Annotated in this window: 15 protein-coding genes; 10 read left to right on the top strand and 5 right to left on the bottom strand. The window is 71.0% G+C overall.

The window, feature by feature from the left end; all coding sequences use genetic code 11:
- Positions 1 to 9 precede the first annotated feature (9 nt).
- Entirely contained in the window at positions 10 to 480 is a 471-nt protein-coding gene (locus M3Q35_RS09600; protein WP_273941318.1) for a nitroreductase family deazaflavin-dependent oxidoreductase, read from the bottom strand.
- Positions 481 to 757: 277 nt separating this feature from the next.
- Between M3Q35_RS09600 and M3Q35_RS09605 the strand changes: the two genes are divergently transcribed.
- Positions 758 to 2080, top strand: coding sequence for an alginate lyase family protein (locus M3Q35_RS09605; RefSeq protein ID WP_273941319.1), 1323 nt, complete (start codon positions 758 to 760; stop codon positions 2078 to 2080).
- Here the strand turns inward: M3Q35_RS09605 and M3Q35_RS09610 are convergent.
- Positions 1994 to 3448, bottom strand: a complete 1455-nt coding sequence (locus tag M3Q35_RS09610) for an FAD-dependent monooxygenase (protein WP_273941320.1) — start codon at positions 3446 to 3448, stop codon at positions 1994 to 1996. The two genes, M3Q35_RS09605 and M3Q35_RS09610, sit on opposite strands and share 87 nt — an antisense overlap.
- Positions 3449 to 3491: 43 nt before the next feature.
- Between M3Q35_RS09610 and M3Q35_RS09615 the strand changes: the two genes are divergently transcribed.
- Complete coding sequence (locus tag M3Q35_RS09615) at positions 3492 to 4121, top strand: TetR/AcrR family transcriptional regulator (RefSeq protein WP_273941321.1); 630 nt, start codon at positions 3492 to 3494, stop codon at positions 4119 to 4121.
- Here M3Q35_RS09615 and M3Q35_RS09620 read toward each other — a convergent pair.
- Positions 4096 to 4866, bottom strand: coding sequence for an SDR family NAD(P)-dependent oxidoreductase (locus M3Q35_RS09620; RefSeq protein ID WP_273941322.1), 771 nt, complete (start codon positions 4864 to 4866; stop codon positions 4096 to 4098). The two genes, M3Q35_RS09615 and M3Q35_RS09620, sit on opposite strands and share 26 nt — an antisense overlap.
- A gap of 320 nt (positions 4867 to 5186) precedes the next feature.
- On the opposite strand from M3Q35_RS09620, the gene M3Q35_RS09625 reads away from it, so the two are divergent.
- Together M3Q35_RS09625 and M3Q35_RS09630 are read left to right on the top strand one after the other, a co-directional pair.
- Positions 5187 to 5720 carry a hypothetical protein gene (locus M3Q35_RS09625; protein ID WP_273941323.1) on the top strand — a complete coding sequence of 178 codons (534 nt, stop codon included), beginning with the start codon at positions 5187 to 5189 and terminating at the stop codon, positions 5718 to 5720.
- Between the two features lie 59 nt (positions 5721 to 5779).
- Positions 5780 to 6175 carry a ribonuclease domain-containing protein gene (locus tag M3Q35_RS09630; protein ID WP_273941324.1) on the top strand — a complete coding sequence of 132 codons (396 nt, stop codon included), beginning with the start codon at positions 5780 to 5782 and terminating at the stop codon, positions 6173 to 6175.
- A 63-nt stretch (positions 6176 to 6238) separates the two neighbouring features.
- Here M3Q35_RS09630 and M3Q35_RS09635 read toward each other — a convergent pair whose 3' ends face one another.
- Positions 6239 to 9175 carry an ATP-binding protein gene (locus tag M3Q35_RS09635; protein WP_273941325.1) on the bottom strand — a complete coding sequence of 979 codons (2937 nt, stop codon included), beginning with the start codon at positions 9173 to 9175 and terminating at the stop codon, positions 6239 to 6241.
- A gap of 13 nt (positions 9176 to 9188) precedes the next feature.
- Positions 9189 to 10250: an SAM-dependent methyltransferase gene (locus M3Q35_RS09640; protein ID WP_273941326.1), complete on the bottom strand. Its 1062-nt coding sequence runs from the start codon at positions 10248 to 10250 to the stop codon at positions 9189 to 9191.
- Between the two features lie 117 nt (positions 10251 to 10367).
- On the opposite strand from M3Q35_RS09640, the gene M3Q35_RS09645 reads away from it, so the two are divergent.
- The 6 genes from M3Q35_RS09645 (at position 10368) to M3Q35_RS09670 (ending at position 15711) form a co-directional block, all read left to right on the top strand.
- A complete protein-coding gene (locus tag M3Q35_RS09645) occupies positions 10368 to 10643 on the top strand; it encodes a hypothetical protein (RefSeq protein WP_273941327.1) in 276 nt (91 codons plus the stop codon).
- Positions 10640 to 12079, top strand: a complete 1440-nt coding sequence (locus M3Q35_RS09650) for an amidase (protein ID WP_273941328.1) — start codon at positions 10640 to 10642, stop codon at positions 12077 to 12079. Before M3Q35_RS09645 ends, M3Q35_RS09650 begins: the two co-directional genes overlap by 4 nt.
- 55 nt (positions 12080 to 12134) lie before the next feature.
- The gene (locus M3Q35_RS09655; RefSeq protein WP_273941329.1) at positions 12135 to 12653 is read left to right on the top strand and encodes an RNA polymerase sigma factor; all 519 of its coding nucleotides are present in this window, start codon (positions 12135 to 12137) and stop codon (positions 12651 to 12653) included.
- Positions 12650 to 13351, top strand: a complete 702-nt coding sequence (locus tag M3Q35_RS09660) for a hypothetical protein (RefSeq protein WP_273941330.1) — start codon at positions 12650 to 12652, stop codon at positions 13349 to 13351. Before M3Q35_RS09655 ends, M3Q35_RS09660 begins: the two co-directional genes overlap by 4 nt.
- 53 nt (positions 13352 to 13404) lie before the next feature.
- A complete protein-coding gene (locus M3Q35_RS09665) occupies positions 13405 to 14931 on the top strand; it encodes a molybdopterin-dependent oxidoreductase (protein ID WP_273941331.1) in 1527 nt (508 codons plus the stop codon).
- Between the two features lie 135 nt (positions 14932 to 15066).
- A complete protein-coding gene (locus M3Q35_RS09670) occupies positions 15067 to 15711 on the top strand; it encodes a fasciclin domain-containing protein (RefSeq protein ID WP_273941332.1) in 645 nt (214 codons plus the stop codon).
- Positions 15712 to 15777: the final 66 nt, after the last annotated feature.

Below are 15777 nucleotides of genomic sequence, written 5' to 3' on the forward strand. Positions count from 1 at the left end.
GCTGACCGATCAGCGCGGCTCCAATCGGAAAACCCTGATCTCGCGGTGGTCCGCGCGTTCGGCGTAGGTCGCGTACGCCGGCCAGTAGGTGATGATCGCATCCCAGGCCTCGGCGCGTTCCGTGCCGGTGAGCAGCTTGCCCCGTACGGGAATGGTCGTACCCGCGACAGTCGCCGTCGCCTCCGGCTGCGCCAGGAGATTGACGGTCCACGCGGGATGGTGCTCGCCGCCCCAGTTCGAGCCGACGACGAGGAAGCCGTCGCGCTGCCGAAGAAAGACCAGCGGCACCTGCCGGGGTTGGCCGCTGCGCTTGCCGACGGTGTTGAGCAGCAGCGTGCGCAGGCCGACCGTCACCCCGACCCCGAGCCGGCCGCGGCTGACCCGCAGCAGCGTGGTGTCGATCGGCGCGAGTGCGCGGCCCACCGTGGCATAGAACTTCGTCTTGCCGATGCCGAAGAAGGCACGGCGCAGGTCGGCCATGGGGAAACCTTAGCAGGCAACGTTTTCGGCCAACGGCACCGGGCGGCGCGCAGTAATGTTAGCGCCACCATCGGACCGTCCTAATCGGTCTCAGTCACTGTCCTATGTGGACCAACACCGCCGGGCCGCGTGCCGAAGGAGTCTGCGGGGCGCCACGACACGACGTAACGGTTGGGTAACGCCAGTGTGCCGCGTCTTCAATTTGTCGAGCATTCAGGGATCTACTCGGTAATCACATATATGTCCATCGTTCATGAATGTGAACGGAGTGGTAGTGGTGTCCCTGAGATCCCTGCGACGGGTCGGCGTGCTGGCCACCGTGATGGCCGTGCTCAGCCTGCCCATGGCGGCCGGCGTCGCGTCGGCCGCCCCGGCGGCCGGTGACGGCCTCTGCTCGCTGCCCGTGCTCTCCCGCCTCTGCCCGCCCAAGACCGTCGTGCTCGACGGCAACCGGCTGCTGGTCAACCGGCTGGCCCTGCTGGCCGGCGAGAAGACCACCCGGACAGCGCTTTCCGACCTGCTCAAGCAGGCCGACGTGGCCGTTGACGCCGGGCCGTGGACCGTGGTCGACAAGGAGCGCGTGCCGCCGAGCGGCGACAAGCACGACTACCTGAGCCTCGCCCCGTACTGGTGGCCCAGCAAGCCGAAGACGCCGGACAACCCGCTGGGCTGTCCGTACGTGCAGCGTGACGGCGTCCTCAACCCCGAGACGACCGCCGTGCCGGACAAGGCCGAGCGGCTCAAGGCGTTCAGCGCGATCTACCAGCTGTCGCTGGCCTGGTACTACACCGGCAAGCCGGCCTACGCCCAGCGCGCGGCGCTGGACCTGCGGACCTGGTTCCTCGACCCGGCCACGAAGATGAATCCGAACCTCAACTTCGCGCAGGGCATCCCGTGCCGCAACGACGGGCGCGGCATCGGCATCATCGAGTTCTCCTACACCTTCACCCAGGTGCTCGACGCCGCTGCCATCCTCAGCACCGGCGCCCCGAGCTGGACCAAGGGTGACGAAGCGGCGTTCAAGGGCTGGTCGAGCGACTTCCTGAGCTGGCTGCGCACCAGCCAGTACGGCAAGGACGAGGCCGCCGCGAAGAACAACCACGGCACGTTCATGGACATGCTGACCGCCGGGACCGCGCTCTACACCGGGCAGCCGGCCGTGGCCAAGGACATCGTGGAGCAGGCCAAGGTCGGCCGGATCGACCACCAGATCGCCGCCGACGGCAGCCAGCCCGAGGAAGTCGCCCGCACCCGGACCTTCCACTACTCGTCGTTCAACCTGGTGGCGCTGACCCGGCTCGCCCAGATCGGCCGGCACGTCGGCGTCGACCTGTGGGGCTACACGAACCCGGCCGGCGGCAGCATCGTCAAGGCGGTCGACTTCCTGCTGCCGGCGGCGACCGGCGGCGCGGCCAACTGGCACTACCCGGATCTCAACTTCACCCAGTACGCGCCGCTGGACAGCGTCCACGCCGCCGCGGACGCCGGCGATCGCCAGGCCCGGGCCGCTCTGTCACAGGTCCCGGCCCCGCCCGGCGGCGATCTCTACCCCGTCCGTCCGGCGTCCGAGCAGCTCGACGACATCTCCACCACGGGCTGAGAAGCGAACGCCGAGGCCACGCAGCGCCTGAGCGGTTGCGTGATCATCGGCCGCGGTCAGCCAGATGTGCCCGTCGGGCCGGATGAGCATCGTGTCCGGCCCGACGCGCACGTCGATGCCCAGGTCTGCCGCTGTGGTGACGGTCTCCGGTCCGGGCTCCGGCGCGGTCAGCACCGGCCGGCCGTTGAGCGAGACGTGGTCCCGCACGCGAGGGCCGGCCTGGTAGGTGACGTCCAGCCCGGACAGCTTCCGCGCCAGCGTCAGCGCGAGTTCGGGCACGTCGGCCAGCAGGGTGTTCAGCAGTGACCGCAGGGCCATGGTCTCCGGCGTGGTCGCGGAGATCAACGCCGCCTGGGCCATGGTGTGCTCGATCAGCTCCTCGCCGACGGCATGGCGTTCCTCGTGAAAGCCGTCCAGCAGTGACGGATCCGCGTCGCCACGGGCCACGGCGGCCAGCCGCCAGCCCAGGTTCATCGCGTCCTGCACGCCGACGTTGAGTCCGACACCGCCGGCCGGCACGTGCCGGTGGGCCGCGTCGCCGGCCAGCAGCACCCGACCCTTGCGGTAGTGCTCGGCCAGCCGCGTGGCGTTGCCGAACCGGGACAGCCAGGCCGGGTCGTGCATGCCGAAGTCGGTACCGGCGACGCGAGCCACCGACGTCCGCAGCATGTCCATGGTCAGCGGGCCGCGTTCGCTGCTGTCATGCGCGTCCGTGCCGGCGAAGCGATAGCGGCCGTCGGCCAATCGGACGCTGATGAAGGCGCCGTGCTCGTTCTGTGCGCTGACCACCGGCGTTTCGGTGACGTGGACCTCGCCGAGGTAGTGGTAGGCCGTGGTTTCGGTGCCGGGGAAGGCAATTCCCGCTGCGGTGCGTACGGCGCTGCCGACGCCGTCCGCGCCGACGACGTAACGCGTGGCGAGGGTGTAGGGGCCGTCCGGCCCGTCCACGTGCAGCCGCACGCGGTCATCGTCCTGGTCGAGGCCCGTCACGGCATGACCGCGTCGAATCTGCACGCCCAGCTCGACGGCTCGCTGTTCGAACAACTGCTCGGTGCGCAGCTGCGGAATCGCCAGCATGAACGGGAACGGCGTGTCCAGCACCTGGTAGTCGAGGCGGTTGGCCAGCATGCCGAAATGCCAGTTCGGGATCTGCCGGCCCTCGTCGAGGAAGGGCTGGACCAGGCCCCGCATGGCCAGCACCTCCAGCGTGCGCGGCTGCACGCCCAGCGCCTTGGAGTGCGGGCTGCGCTCGACCGCCCGCTCGAGGATCACCGTCGGCACGCCGCCCAGGGCCAGTTCCATGGCCGTCCACAGGCCGACCGGGCCGGCCCCGACCACCACGACCGGTTGGATGCTGTCACTATTCATAGTAATGACGTTACTACGAACTCGGCGCGGTAGCATCCGTCGCATGGCTGAGCGCGGCTACCGGTCACCGGTGCGGGAGAAGCACGCGGAGGAGACCCGGCGAATGATCGTCGAGGCCGCCACGGAGCTGTTCGCCGAGCGCGGGTACGGCCGGACCAGCGTCGCCGCCGTGGCCGCGGCGGCCGGTGTCGCCGTGAACACCGTCTATACGAGCGTCGGCGGCAAGCCGGCCCTGCTCATCGCCCTGGCCGAGGACGGCGTGGCCGACGAGGCCGCGCTGGAGACGGACCGGCTCGTCGCGGCGAGCAGCGATCCCCGCGAGATCATCCGCCTGGTCGCCGAGGGCACGGGCAAGGTCCGCCGCCGCCGGCAGAAGGCGTTGGCCGTGCTGCTGGACAACCGTGACGCTGATCCCGACGTCGCCGCGGCGGCCGAAGTCGCGCTGCGCGGCATCCGCGACCGCATCGCCGTCGTCGCCGCGCGGCTGGTCGAGGTCGGTGGGCTCCGGGGTGGCCTGTCCCGTAAGAAGGTCGAGCAGATCCTCTGGTTCTACTTCGGCATCGAGGCCTGGCGCACCGCCCGCGGCTTCGGCTGGAGCTGGGCCGAGGCCGGCGGCTGGCTGGCCGAGCAGGCCACGAAGGCCCTGGTCAGCGCAGGTGTGACGCCCCGTTGACGTCGAGGATCGTGCCCGAGCTCCAGACCGCCTCCGGCGAGGCCAGGTACAGCACGGCGGCGGCGACCTCGGCCGGCGTGCCGACCCGGCCGAACGGGCTCTGCCCGCGCACCGCGTCACCGTCGGCCCCGGCCAGCTTGGCCGTCTGGCGTTCGGTCGCCACGAAGCCGGGCGCGACCGTGCTCACCGCGATGCCGTGCGGGGCAAGGGCAACGGCCAGCGACTGACCCATCGCATGCAGCGCGGCCTTGCTCGCACCGTAGGCCGGGTGCTCCGGCTCGCCGCGAAAAGCACCCCGTGACCCGACGTTGACGATGCTGCCGGCCGCGCCCCGTTCGATGAGGTGGCGGGCGACCGCCCAGGAGACGTTGGCCGCGCCGAACAGGTTCACGTCGAACGTCCGCCGCCAGATCGACACCCAGTCTTCATACGCGACTTCGGTGATGTCGTGACGGGTGGCGGCGGTCGGGGCCACTGCGGCGTTGTTGACCAGGACATCCACCGTGCCGAGCGCGCTGACCGCTTCGGCGACGACATCGGTCGCCGCCTGCGCGTCGCCAAGATCGCCGCCGACCAGCGCATGTCCATCGCCCGGCAGCCCACGCAGGGTTTGCTCGGCGTCGACTCGACTGTTTCCGTAGTGCACGGCAACGCGATCGCCTCGCGCGGCGAATCCCTCGGCCACCGCCCGGCCGATGCCCCGCGATGCGCCGGTGACCAGCACGCCCCTCACTCGGTCGTCCATTCGCCGAGCCTAGCGTGTCCATAGTGGATGGTCATGAGGTCACGTGATCATCGTCTCTTCTTGATCGCGGCTGAACGGGCCGGCGCTGGCACAAGGCCTGCCACGAAACGGATGTTGAACAACCGTGGAACGCGGCCGCGCATAGTCGACATAGGGATCAATACGGATATTCGAGTTCACAGAACCGAGCGTCCCTGTCAAATTTCGACCTGTTCCGCTCCCGCCGGAACGTGTTTACGGTGCGTTTCGGCCCGCCGTGATTTCCCTGCTGCGGCATGGTCGTCCGCCCGAGCGACATCGTCCCTGCGAGGAGCTCTCGAATGTCACGCCCTGCCTTTGCCATCGCGGTTTCCGTGTGCGCCACCGCCTTGCTCGTCGCCGCGCCCGCCGTGGCGTCGCCGTCGGCCCCGCACAGCACGGCTTCGACCTGTTCGACGTCGTATCTGCCGCTGCCGGATCCGTCCTGCACGCCCGGCGCCACCAACCCGGACGTCAGCCAGGGCACCATCAACCAGACGATCTGCGTGTCCGGCTGGACCAGCACGGTCCGCCCGCCGACGTCCTACACCAACCCGTTGAAGGTCAAGCAGATCGCCGAATACGGCTACTCCGACACCAGCACCGCGGACTACGAGGAAGACCACCTCATCCCGCTCGAACTCGGCGGCGCGCCGCGTGACCCGCGCAACCTGTGGCCCGAGCCGCACTACGGCAGCAAGACGGCCTACACCAAGGACTCCGTCGAGAACGCGCTCAAGAAGGCCGTGTGCGACGGCCGGGTCAAGCTGGTCCCCGCGCAGAACGCCATCGCCACCGACTGGACCACCGCCGAATCCGTCGTCGGCATCGGCTGACCCCGCCCCGCCCGCCGTCGCACCCGCGTCGGCACTTTTCCGCCCCACAAGGAGATTTCGTGCGCCTCACCAAGCGCGTCACCCTGACCCTGTCCGCCCTGGGCATGATGTTGGGCCTGGCCCTGGTCGCCACCCCGGCGGCCAACGCCACCGTGCACAACTCCTGCTCCATCTCGGGCTGCTCGGCCGCGGCCTCGGCCAACTCGACCTGGCAGTCACTGGGCTACCCCGGTCAGCGCGGTTGGTACGACTGGCCCAACGGCCAGTGCAGCTACGCCGGCGGCACGTACTACAACAACGACGGCCAGCTGCCCGGCGGCGACTCCTTCCAGGAGTTCGACGTCTACCCGCGCACCTGCGGCGCCCACCGCGACGCCGCCCGCATCGTCGTCGACATGGACAACGGCGAGGTCTGGTTCACCCCCGACCACTACAGCAACTTCTACGAGCTGTAGGCCACTCCCCGAAGCCCGTGCCGTCCCGACCGGGACGGCACGGGCTTCGTCCATTGTGGACAGCTAGACGTGCCAGTGGCGTTGCTGGTCGGGCAGGTACGAGCAGCTGGTGCCGGTCCGCAACGCGGCGCGGAGGTGGTCGGCCAGCGGGGGATGGACGCGCTCGATTCGGCGCAGGGTGTCGTGCACCCGGGCGGAGATGGTCTTGCGGGCGCGCTCGGTCTCGGAGCCGAGGGAACGGGGACGGCCGCCGAGACCGGTGGCGGACTGGAGCTGGGCGACGAGTGCGTCGCGTTCGGTGCGAGCGCGGGAGGCACGGTGCAGGTCGCTCCAGGTCTCGGCCTCGGCGATCTCGGTCTCGAGGTCGGCCAGCCGGGACCGGAACTCGGCGACGGCACGGCGGTCCAGCACGGGATCGGAGCCGGTGGCGGGGGCGTCCCGGCCGAGCAGGGTGAAGACGTGGACCGGCCGGCCGGGGGAGCCGAGCAAGGTGGCGATGTCGTGCATCCCCTTGGCGTCGGGCAGCTGCGCCTCACGGCCCTCGAAACGCATCCGCCACGTGCCGTCGACGAGCTGGAAGGCGTCACCACCGGAATCGAGGTGCCGCAAGGAATCCCGGCTGCGGGCAGCCCACGCGTCGGCGCCGAGCCGCTCGTACAGGTCGATCGCGGCGGTGAAATGCGTGCTGGCCTCCGAAGAACGACCGGAAGCGGCGGCGAGCAGACCGAGGTAGTGGTCCACGACGCCGTGATAGGCGGCGCACCCGCCGACGACGGCGTGCAGCCCGGCGAACGGCGCGAACCGGCGGTAGGTCAGGTCCCGCTGCGTCTCCGAGCCGACGGCGGCAAACACCGTGCACGTGATGGCGACGAACTCGAGGTCGTACTTGTCCGGCACGGTCTGCACGGAAAACCCGTGCACGGAGGCGGCCGCGGCGGCGAGATCACCGACGTGCACCTCGTTCCACGCCCGCAGCAGTGGATAGACCGGCCACATCGGATCGGCGGCGGGCATGAGGTCCTCCCGCGGCTCCGGCGGCCCGCCGATCTCGGCCAGCGAGAAGATCAACGTCCCGTAGCAGCCGTTCGCGTCGGGCAGCCCGATCGCCTCGCCCAGGGCCCGCGCCTCGGTCGCGAGTGTGACGGCCTCGTCGACCCGGCCGGCCAGCTCGGCCAGCGTCGCCCGCCGGCTCAACGCGCTCCACCGGCCGCGGGCGTGGCCGAGGAGGTCGGCGAGCCCGGTGTAGCGGGCGAGTTCGGCCGGCCCGGCCGGATCGCCCTGCTCGATCAACGCCGCCGCACGCAACAACGACGCCTCAGCAACGAGATCGGCGTCGCCGGCGGCCTCGGCGGCGTCCGCCATCTCGGCCACCAGGCGCAGCCGCGTCGCCCCCGAGCCCGGTACCCACGCGACGTCATGCGCGGCGAGTAGCACATGCGCGAGCGCACCGGGATCCTGAGCCTCGCGGGCCAACGACACCGCCTCCTGCGCGGCCGATGAGGCCCGCGGATCGACGAATTCCGGCGTCGCATGCCGCCGGGCCCGGGCCAGCTCGGCGAGCACTCGAGCCCGCAACGCGCCGGCGGCCAGCAGCCGATCCGCCTCCTCGAGCAGCCCGATGCTGACGGGATCGACGCTCCCGGCTCGTGCTCCGAGACCGGCAACGCCCAGCGCCGCCTCGGCCAGAGCGTCCACGTCCGGCACGGTGCGAGCCAGTTCCGCCGCTCGCAGGTAAGCCTCCCGGGCGGCCTGCGCGTCGCCGGCCCGGTCATGTGCCCCGGCCAGCCCGAGCAGCAACGCGACCCGGTCGGCCTCCGCGTACGTGAGCGCGGTTTCGTAGTGACGAGCTGCTTCCTCGTGACCCAGCCGCGCGGTGGCCTCCTGAGCCGCCACCACGGACCAATGCAACGCCTCGGCCGCGCTACCGGCGGCCACGAAATGTGCGGCCAACCTCGCGGCGCCGCCAACTGCGGCCGTATCGGCCCCGTCGGCCGACAAGGCGAGCAGCCCGCGCCCGACCGCGGCGTGCAGTTTCGCCCGGCGCGCGGGCGGAATCTGCGCCAGCACGGTCTCGCGATAGAGGTCGTGCGCGAAACTCCAGCCGGCCGGCTCGGCAATCAGGATTCGGGCCCGTTCGGCCTCGCCGAGCAACTCGGGCACGTCGTCCGGGCCGATACGGGCGAGCAGGTCGAGCCGCGCCTCCGAACCCGCGACGGCGACCACCCCGAGCAGGTCGGCACACGGCTGCGACAGCCGCGCCAACCGCATCCGCAGCGTGTCCCGCACCTCGTCGGGCACCGACACGGCCGCTGTGCCCCACTTACCCCGCGCGACCATCAGCCGGGTCAGCTCCCGGACGAAGAACGGGTTGCCGCCGCAGCGCCGCCGTACCGCATCGGCCAGCTCCGCGTCCGGCCCCGGCCCGGCGACGGCCGCCATCAGCGCGGCGACGCCGGCGGTGTCCAACCCGGCGAGCGGCACTCCCGGCGCGGAACCGACGAGCGTCCGCAGCACCGGCCCCGCTTCGCCGTCCCGGTACGCGCCGAGGAACAGGATCGGCGCGGTGACCAGGCTGCGGCGCAGGAAATCCAGTAGCCGCAAGGAATCGTCGTCGGCCCAGTGCAGGTCGTCGAGCACCACGAGCAGCGGCGCGGCCTCGGCCAGGGCCACGCCGACCGCGTCGAACAACCGGAACCGGGCCTCGGCCCCGCCGGCCGACGCCCGGTCGAAGATGCCGGCGGCACCGAGGCCACGGAGCACCTGCGTCCACAGCCAGAACGAGGGTGCGCCCTCCCACCCGGCTCCGTGCAGCACACGGACGGTGGCCCGACGGCTCTGCTCGGCCAGCAGCGCCGACTTGCCGATCCCCGGCTCGCCGGCCACGAGCAGCAGCCCGCCGACGCCCGCGACGGCGTCGGCGAGCGCGGCCCCGGTGGCCGCGAGGGCGGCATCCCGGCCGACCAGGCGTCCGCCGGTGTCCACAGTGCTCGGTGAGCGCACGTCAACCACTGTCTCAGGGCTTGAGCGCCAAAACCAGGTTCATCGGCGCCGGCACGTCGACGCGGCGAACCCGGCCGAACCCCGCCGCGGCGGCGGTCGCCCGCAGCAGCGGCTCGCCGGCCTGCGTGCCTAGCGGCGCAGCGTCTTCCTGCCCGGTGACCTGGGAGACGGCGTTCGGCGTGCAGATCAGCGTGGAGACGGCGTAGAACATCCGGCCGGACGGGGTGAGGTTGTCCTCGACACGGTCCGCCGCGGCCGGTTCGACCAGCAGCACGACGCCGTCGTCGGCCAGCACGGACCGGGCCTGGGCCAGCGCGCCGACCGGGTCGCCGAAGTCGTGCAGCGAGTCGAAGAACGTCACCAACCCGTAGCCGGAGCCCGGCAGGTCGGTGGCCGAGCCGACCTCGAACCGCAGCCGGTCGGCCAGCCCGGCCTCGTCGGCCGCACGCCGCGCGTGCGCCACGGACGCCTCGTTGTAGTCGATGCCGAGCACCCGCGCGGCGGGGAAGTGCCGGGCGATGGCGATGGTCGGCGTGCCGTAGCCCGAGCCGACGTCCAGCACGGAGCCAGGGGCCAAGCCCACCTGGTCGAGCACAGCCGAGATCAACTCGTCCGGCAGCGCGACCTTGGTCAACGCGTCGCTGCCGTGCCAGAACCGCTCGTCGTGCCGGTGCCAGCCGAAGCCGCCGCCGTTGCGGAACGCCGTGACGAACTCGTCGAACTCGGCACCCTGCGAGCACAGCATCTCGGCACAGGCGTCGACCATGGCCGCGCCCGGGCCGTGTAGGAGAGCGCCGGCAACGGCATCGGGCAGCTCGAACGAGTTCGTGTCGGACCGGTAGTCCAGATAACCGCCGGCGGCCTGCGCCCGGCACCACTCGCGGACCAGAATCGTGTTCAGCGCCGTGCGGCCGGCGATTTCCTCCGGCGACAGCGGCCCGGCGCCGGCCATGGCCGTCCACAGGCCGGCGCGGTTGCCGAGCGCGGTGAGCAGCACGCCCAGCGAGCCACCGAGCTCGCCGATCAGCTGGCCGATGACCATCTCGGGCGTCCGCTCGTCGACAGTCGGGATCATCTCGCACCTCCGGGTGACGTGGGGTTGTTCGCTCAGTCACCGCGCGAGATGGCGCCTCGCGAATCGCGAGCCGCCATCTCGCGCCCTCGCGGGCAAACCCGACAACCGGAGGTCACCATGTTTCTCAGCGCCTACCACTTCGACGGCGACCCCGCCGTGCTCATCCCGGCCTACGAGACCCTGATGAGCGGCTTCCCGCCGGACGCCGCCCAGCTGCACGTCTGCGTGGTGACGGACAGCGGCATCACCGTCTACGACGCCTGCCCGTCCCGGGCGGTCTTCGAGGAGTTCAGCCGCGAATTCCCGGCCATGGTGGTCGCCGTAGGGCTGCCGGCGCCCCGGATCACGCCGCTCGGCGACGTGCACAACGCGATCACCGCGGTGTCGCGATGACCACCGTCGAGCTGTCCACAATGGACGCGACCGCGCAGGCCGAGCTGGTGCGGTCCGGCGAGGTCACGGCGCTGGAGCTGGTCGACGCGGCGATCGAGCGGATCGAGCGCCTCAACCCGACGCTGAACGCCGTGATCACGCCGATGTTCGACCGGGCCCGCGCGGTGGCACGCACGAACCCGACCGGACCGTTCGCCGGGGTTCCCTTCCTGCTCAAGGATCTCGTCGCCGAAGTCGACGGCGTGCCGTTCAGCGAGGGTTCCGTCTTCGTGCGCGGCACCACGTCCGGCTACACCAGCGAGCTCGTCACGCGGCTGCACCGGGCCGGGCTGGTCGTCGTCGGCAAGACCAACACGCCGGAGTTCGGTATGGCCCCGGCCTGCGAGCCGGTGCTGCACGGCGCGACCCGCAACCCGTGGGACCTGAGCCGGTCGACCAGCGGATCCAGCGGGGGATCGGCCGCGGCGGTGGCTGCCGGGCTGGTGCCGATGGCCCACGGCAACGACCTTGGCGGCTCGATCCGGTTCCCGGCCGCCGCCTGCGGGCTCTTCGGCCTGAAGCCGACCCGGGCCCGGACGCCGCTCGGGCCCGAGTACGGCGATGTGATCAACGGCTGGGCCGTCGAGCACGCGTTAACCCTCACTGTACGAGACAGTGCAGCCCTGCTGGACGCCATTGCCGGCCCTGCGCTCGGCGACCCGTACCAGGCGCCGACGCCGGTCCGGCCCTTCGCCGAGGAGGTCGCCGTCGATCCCCGGAGGCTCCGCATCGCGTACAGCCCGCGGACCCCGGGCGGCGAACTCGGCCATCCCGACTGCGTGGCGGCCGTCGAGGACGCCGCCGCGCTGTGCGCCGCGCTCGGCCACGAGGTGATCGAGGCCGACCTGCCCGGTCTTGACGGCGAGGTCGGCGGCGCGATCGGCACCGTGTTCAACGCCGCTACCGCCTGGATTCTCGCCTACTGGATCCGTCGGGTCGGCCGAGAGCCTCGCCCCGGCGAGCTCGAGCCCCTCACCGTCGCCTACTGGGACGCCGGCCGGCAGGTCAGCGCCTCCGACTACCTGCTCGCCATCGAGACCCTCCAGCGGTTCTCGCGCACCGTCGCCCGCTTCCTCACCGGCGTCGACCTCTGGCTGACCCCGACCATGTCCGAGCCGCCCGCGCCCCTCGGTGAGATCACCGCCTCGCCCGACGACCCGCTCCGCGCCATCAGCCGCGGCGCCCGTACAGTCGCCTACCCGGCTGTTATCGCTAACATCACTGGCAATCCAGCAATGTCCGTGCCGCTGTGGTCCAACGCCGACGGTCTGCCGATCGGCGTGCACTTCCTCGGTCGCTACGGCGACGAGGCCACCCTGTTCCAGCTCGCCGGCCAACTCGAACGCGCCCGACCCTGGGCCCACCGCCGCCCGCCAACTCACGCGACAAGGCTGTAACCGCTCCGCCGGTGCCGGACATCTACCGAGTATGGGCGGAACGGATGGGGGCCCGATGGATGTCGAGGCGTTCGAGCAGCTCTACCACGCGCACCACGCCGCGCTGATGCGGTACGGGACGCGAAGAGTCGGCCACGACGCCGCCAAGGACGTGGTGGCCGAGACCTTCCTGGTCGCGTGGCGACGGCCGGATGCCGTGCCGCTGGACGACCCGCTGCCGTGGCTCTATGCCACGGCACGGCGCGTGCTGGCCAACCACGTGCGGTCCGAGACCCGGCGCGGACGCCTCGACGAGCGGATCGGCGCTGTTGGCGTTAACAGTGCCGTTGAGGCCGACCATGCCGACGGTGTCGCCGTGCGGGCCGATGTGCTGCGCGCCTTGGCCGAGCTGCCGGCGGCCGACCAGGAGGTCCTGATGCTGACCGAATGGGACGGCCTGTCCGCGCAGACCGCGGCCGAGGTCGTCGGCTGCTCGCTGTCGGCGTTCAAGGTCCGACTCCATCGGGCCCGCCGGCGCCTCGCCGCGCGGCTCGCCCCGCCCCGACTGGCCCCGGTGAGAGGAGAAGCGAAGTGAACGACGAGCTCAAGGCGCTGCGGGAGGCCAATCCCGTGCCGGCCGACGCCTATCAGGACGCCAGCCGCAGCCCCGAGGGACTGGAGCTGCTGGCCCGGATCACGAAGACACCTCAGGTCAAGCGGTCCCGGCGCGGACTCGTGCTGGCCGGGGTCGGCGCCGCCGCTGCCGTAGCGGCGGTGATCACCGGCGTCGGACTGTTCCCGGTCGGCGGCGGTGGCGGCGCGCCGCCTGCGTTCGCCATCGAGCGCACCGCCGACAACACGCTGATCGTCACGATCAACGACTTCAGTGGTTCGTGGGGACTCAACGCCGACCTCGGCCAGTACGGCGTGCGAGGCCGGGTCGTGGAGATGCAGCAGCCGACCAAGGACTGCGTGGTCAGCGAGGCCGGCAAGGCCCAGCTGCCGGCGGACGCGCTGCGCCCGGTGCCCGGCGCACCCAACCGGATCGAGATCAAGCCGGGCGCGATCACGCCGGACACCACCCTGGTGTTCGGGCGGGTGGCCGGCGCCGGTTCACCGCCTGCCCTCCAGGTGTTCGCGGTGAAGTCGTCCGTCGACCACCCGATCACGTGTCCGGCGGCCGGTGGCGGCAGCACCCCGGCACTGACCACGCAGCCGGTGGTCAACCCGAACGCCGTCAACGGCAACGGGGCCGACTCCAACGGCCTCACACCCACGCCGACCCGGCGATAGCTCCTGAGCGGGGCTCGGCGAACCGATAGGCCCGTGGCCGACGAACACCGGCCATGGAGCAACGTTCGCGCTTGCCGGTGACGGCGGCGATCACTGTCGGCGTGCTCGGGGTCGGGGCGGCACTGGCGGTCGGTGACCTGGTGGCGGCGTTCGTCGATGCTGACGCGTCGCCGCTGCTGGCCGTCGGCAACAGCGCGATCGATCTGACGCCGTTGCCGCTCAAGGACTTCGCGGTCCGCACGTTCGCCACGTACGACAAACTGGTGTTGCTGGGCGGGATGGGGCTGTTCCTCCTGGCCGCGGCGGCGCTGGCGGGGCTGGTGTCCCGCCGCACGCCGTGGCCGGGCACAGTGGTGGCCCTGCTGTTGGGCGGCCTCGGCATCATTGCCGTCCTGACCCGCCCGAATCTGACGCCGGCCGCGGTGCTCGCACCGCTGGCCGGCGTCTTTGTTGGTGTGGCGGTGTTTCGCTGGCTGCATCGGCTGGCCCGTAGAACGGCCGATCCACCACGTGAGGGCCGGCGCGCATTCCTGCTCGGCGCAGTTGGTGCCGTGGTCGGCATTGGACTGGCCGGCGCTGGCGGACGCCTGCTCGCCGGGCGCGTCGACGTCGAGAGTTCGCGGGCGAAGGTCACGCGAATGTTGACGGCATATCCGCTGCCGGCGAAGCCTGCTGGCGCGGACTTCGCCCGGGACGGCACGCCGAGCTTCGTCACGCCGAACGCCCAGTTCTACCGCGTGGACACGGCATTGTCGGTGCCGCAGCTGCGAGCCGAGGACTGGACCCTGCGGGTGCACGGCCTGGTCGACCGGGAGTTGCGTCTGACCTTCGCCGACATCATGGCCATGGAACTGGTCACCAGGACGATCACCATGACCTGCGTGTCCAATGAGGTCGGTGGCCCCTATGTGTCCACGGCGGACTTTACCGGCGTGCTGCTGCGTGACCTGCTGGCCAAGGCCGGCGTCAGACCGGAAGCCGATCAGGTGCTGTCGTCCAGTGTGGACGGATACAGCGCCGGAAGCCCGGTTTCGACGGTGCTGGACCCCGATCGGGACGCGATGCTGGCGATCGGCATGAACGGCCAGGCGTTGCCACCCGAGCACGGCTTTCCGGCGCGCCTGGTCGTGCCCGGTGTCTACGGCTACGCCTCGGCGACCAAGTGGCTCAAGGAGATCGAGCTCACCACGTTCGCCGCGAAGCAGCAGTACTGGGTGTCACGTGGGTACAGCCAGCGGGCGCCGATCAAGACCGAGTCCCGCATCGACGTGCCCCAGGGCTTGCAGTCCCTGTCCGCCGGCCGCGTTGTGGTGGCCGGAATTGCCTGGGCGCAGACCAAGGGCATCGCCAAGGTCGAGGTGCGGATGGACGGCGGTCCGTGGCAGGAAGCCGATCTGGCGGTCAGCGTCACCAACGAAACGTGGCGGATGTGGCGCAAGGTCTACGACCTCAAGCCTGGCACGCACACCGTGATCTGCCGCGCCACCGACACCACCGGCTATGTCCAGACGCAACAGCGGGTCAGCCCGATCCCCGACGGTGCAACGGGTTGGCACACGATCGTGTTCACCACCTCCTGATTTCAGGCCGTGACCGAAGCGTTACCGACCAGGTCGAACCGATCGGGCTCCAGGGTCGAACGCCTGGCAGATACCGAGGACGTCCCGCCGATCGATCGGGGCGTCGATCCCTCACCATTACCGGAGGTTTTTGTCATGCGCGCATTCCACCGCGTCCTCGGCGGCGTCGCCATCACCGCGGCGGCTGTTTCCCTTGCCGCCTGCGGCAACGGCATGGGCTCCACGAGCTCGGGCAGCACCAGCACGTCGATGGCGTCGCCGACCACCACGACCACCGCATCGGACGGCGTCACCAAGACCAGCGACACCTTCGGCCCGGCCTGCGACAAGATTCCCAGCAGTGGCAAGGGTTCCCTCAACGGCATGGCCTCCGACCCGGTTGCCACCGCGGCCGGCAACAACCCCCTGCTGACCAAGCTCGTCGCCGCCGTCGGCGCGGCCAACCTGGGCGACACCCTGAACTCCCAGAAGGCCATCACCGTGTTCGCCCCGTACGACCCGGCCTTCGACGCGCTGGGCGCGGACAAGTTCGCCGCCCTGGCCAAGGACCCGGCCACGCTCGCGCCGATCCTCCAGTACCACGTGCTGCCGCAGCGCATGGACGCCGACGGCCTGATCGCCGCCGGCTCCGAGAAGACGCTCCAGGGCGGCACCGTCAAGATCGCCGGTGACAAGACCTCCGGCATGACGGTCAACGGCGCCAAGGTGTTGTGCGGCAACATCCCCACCGGCAACGCCACCGTGTTCGTCATCGACAAGGTGCTCACCCCGGGCAGCTGAGCCAGCCGCCGTCGGGCCCGCCGGTTCTCGGCGGGCCCGACGAACGGGTGACGCGGTGCAGGTCGA

It is taken from the genome of Kutzneria chonburiensis (assembly GCF_028622115.1).
In the GTDB taxonomy this organism is placed as follows: Bacteria; Actinomycetota; Actinomycetes; order Mycobacteriales; family Pseudonocardiaceae; genus Kutzneria; species Kutzneria chonburiensis.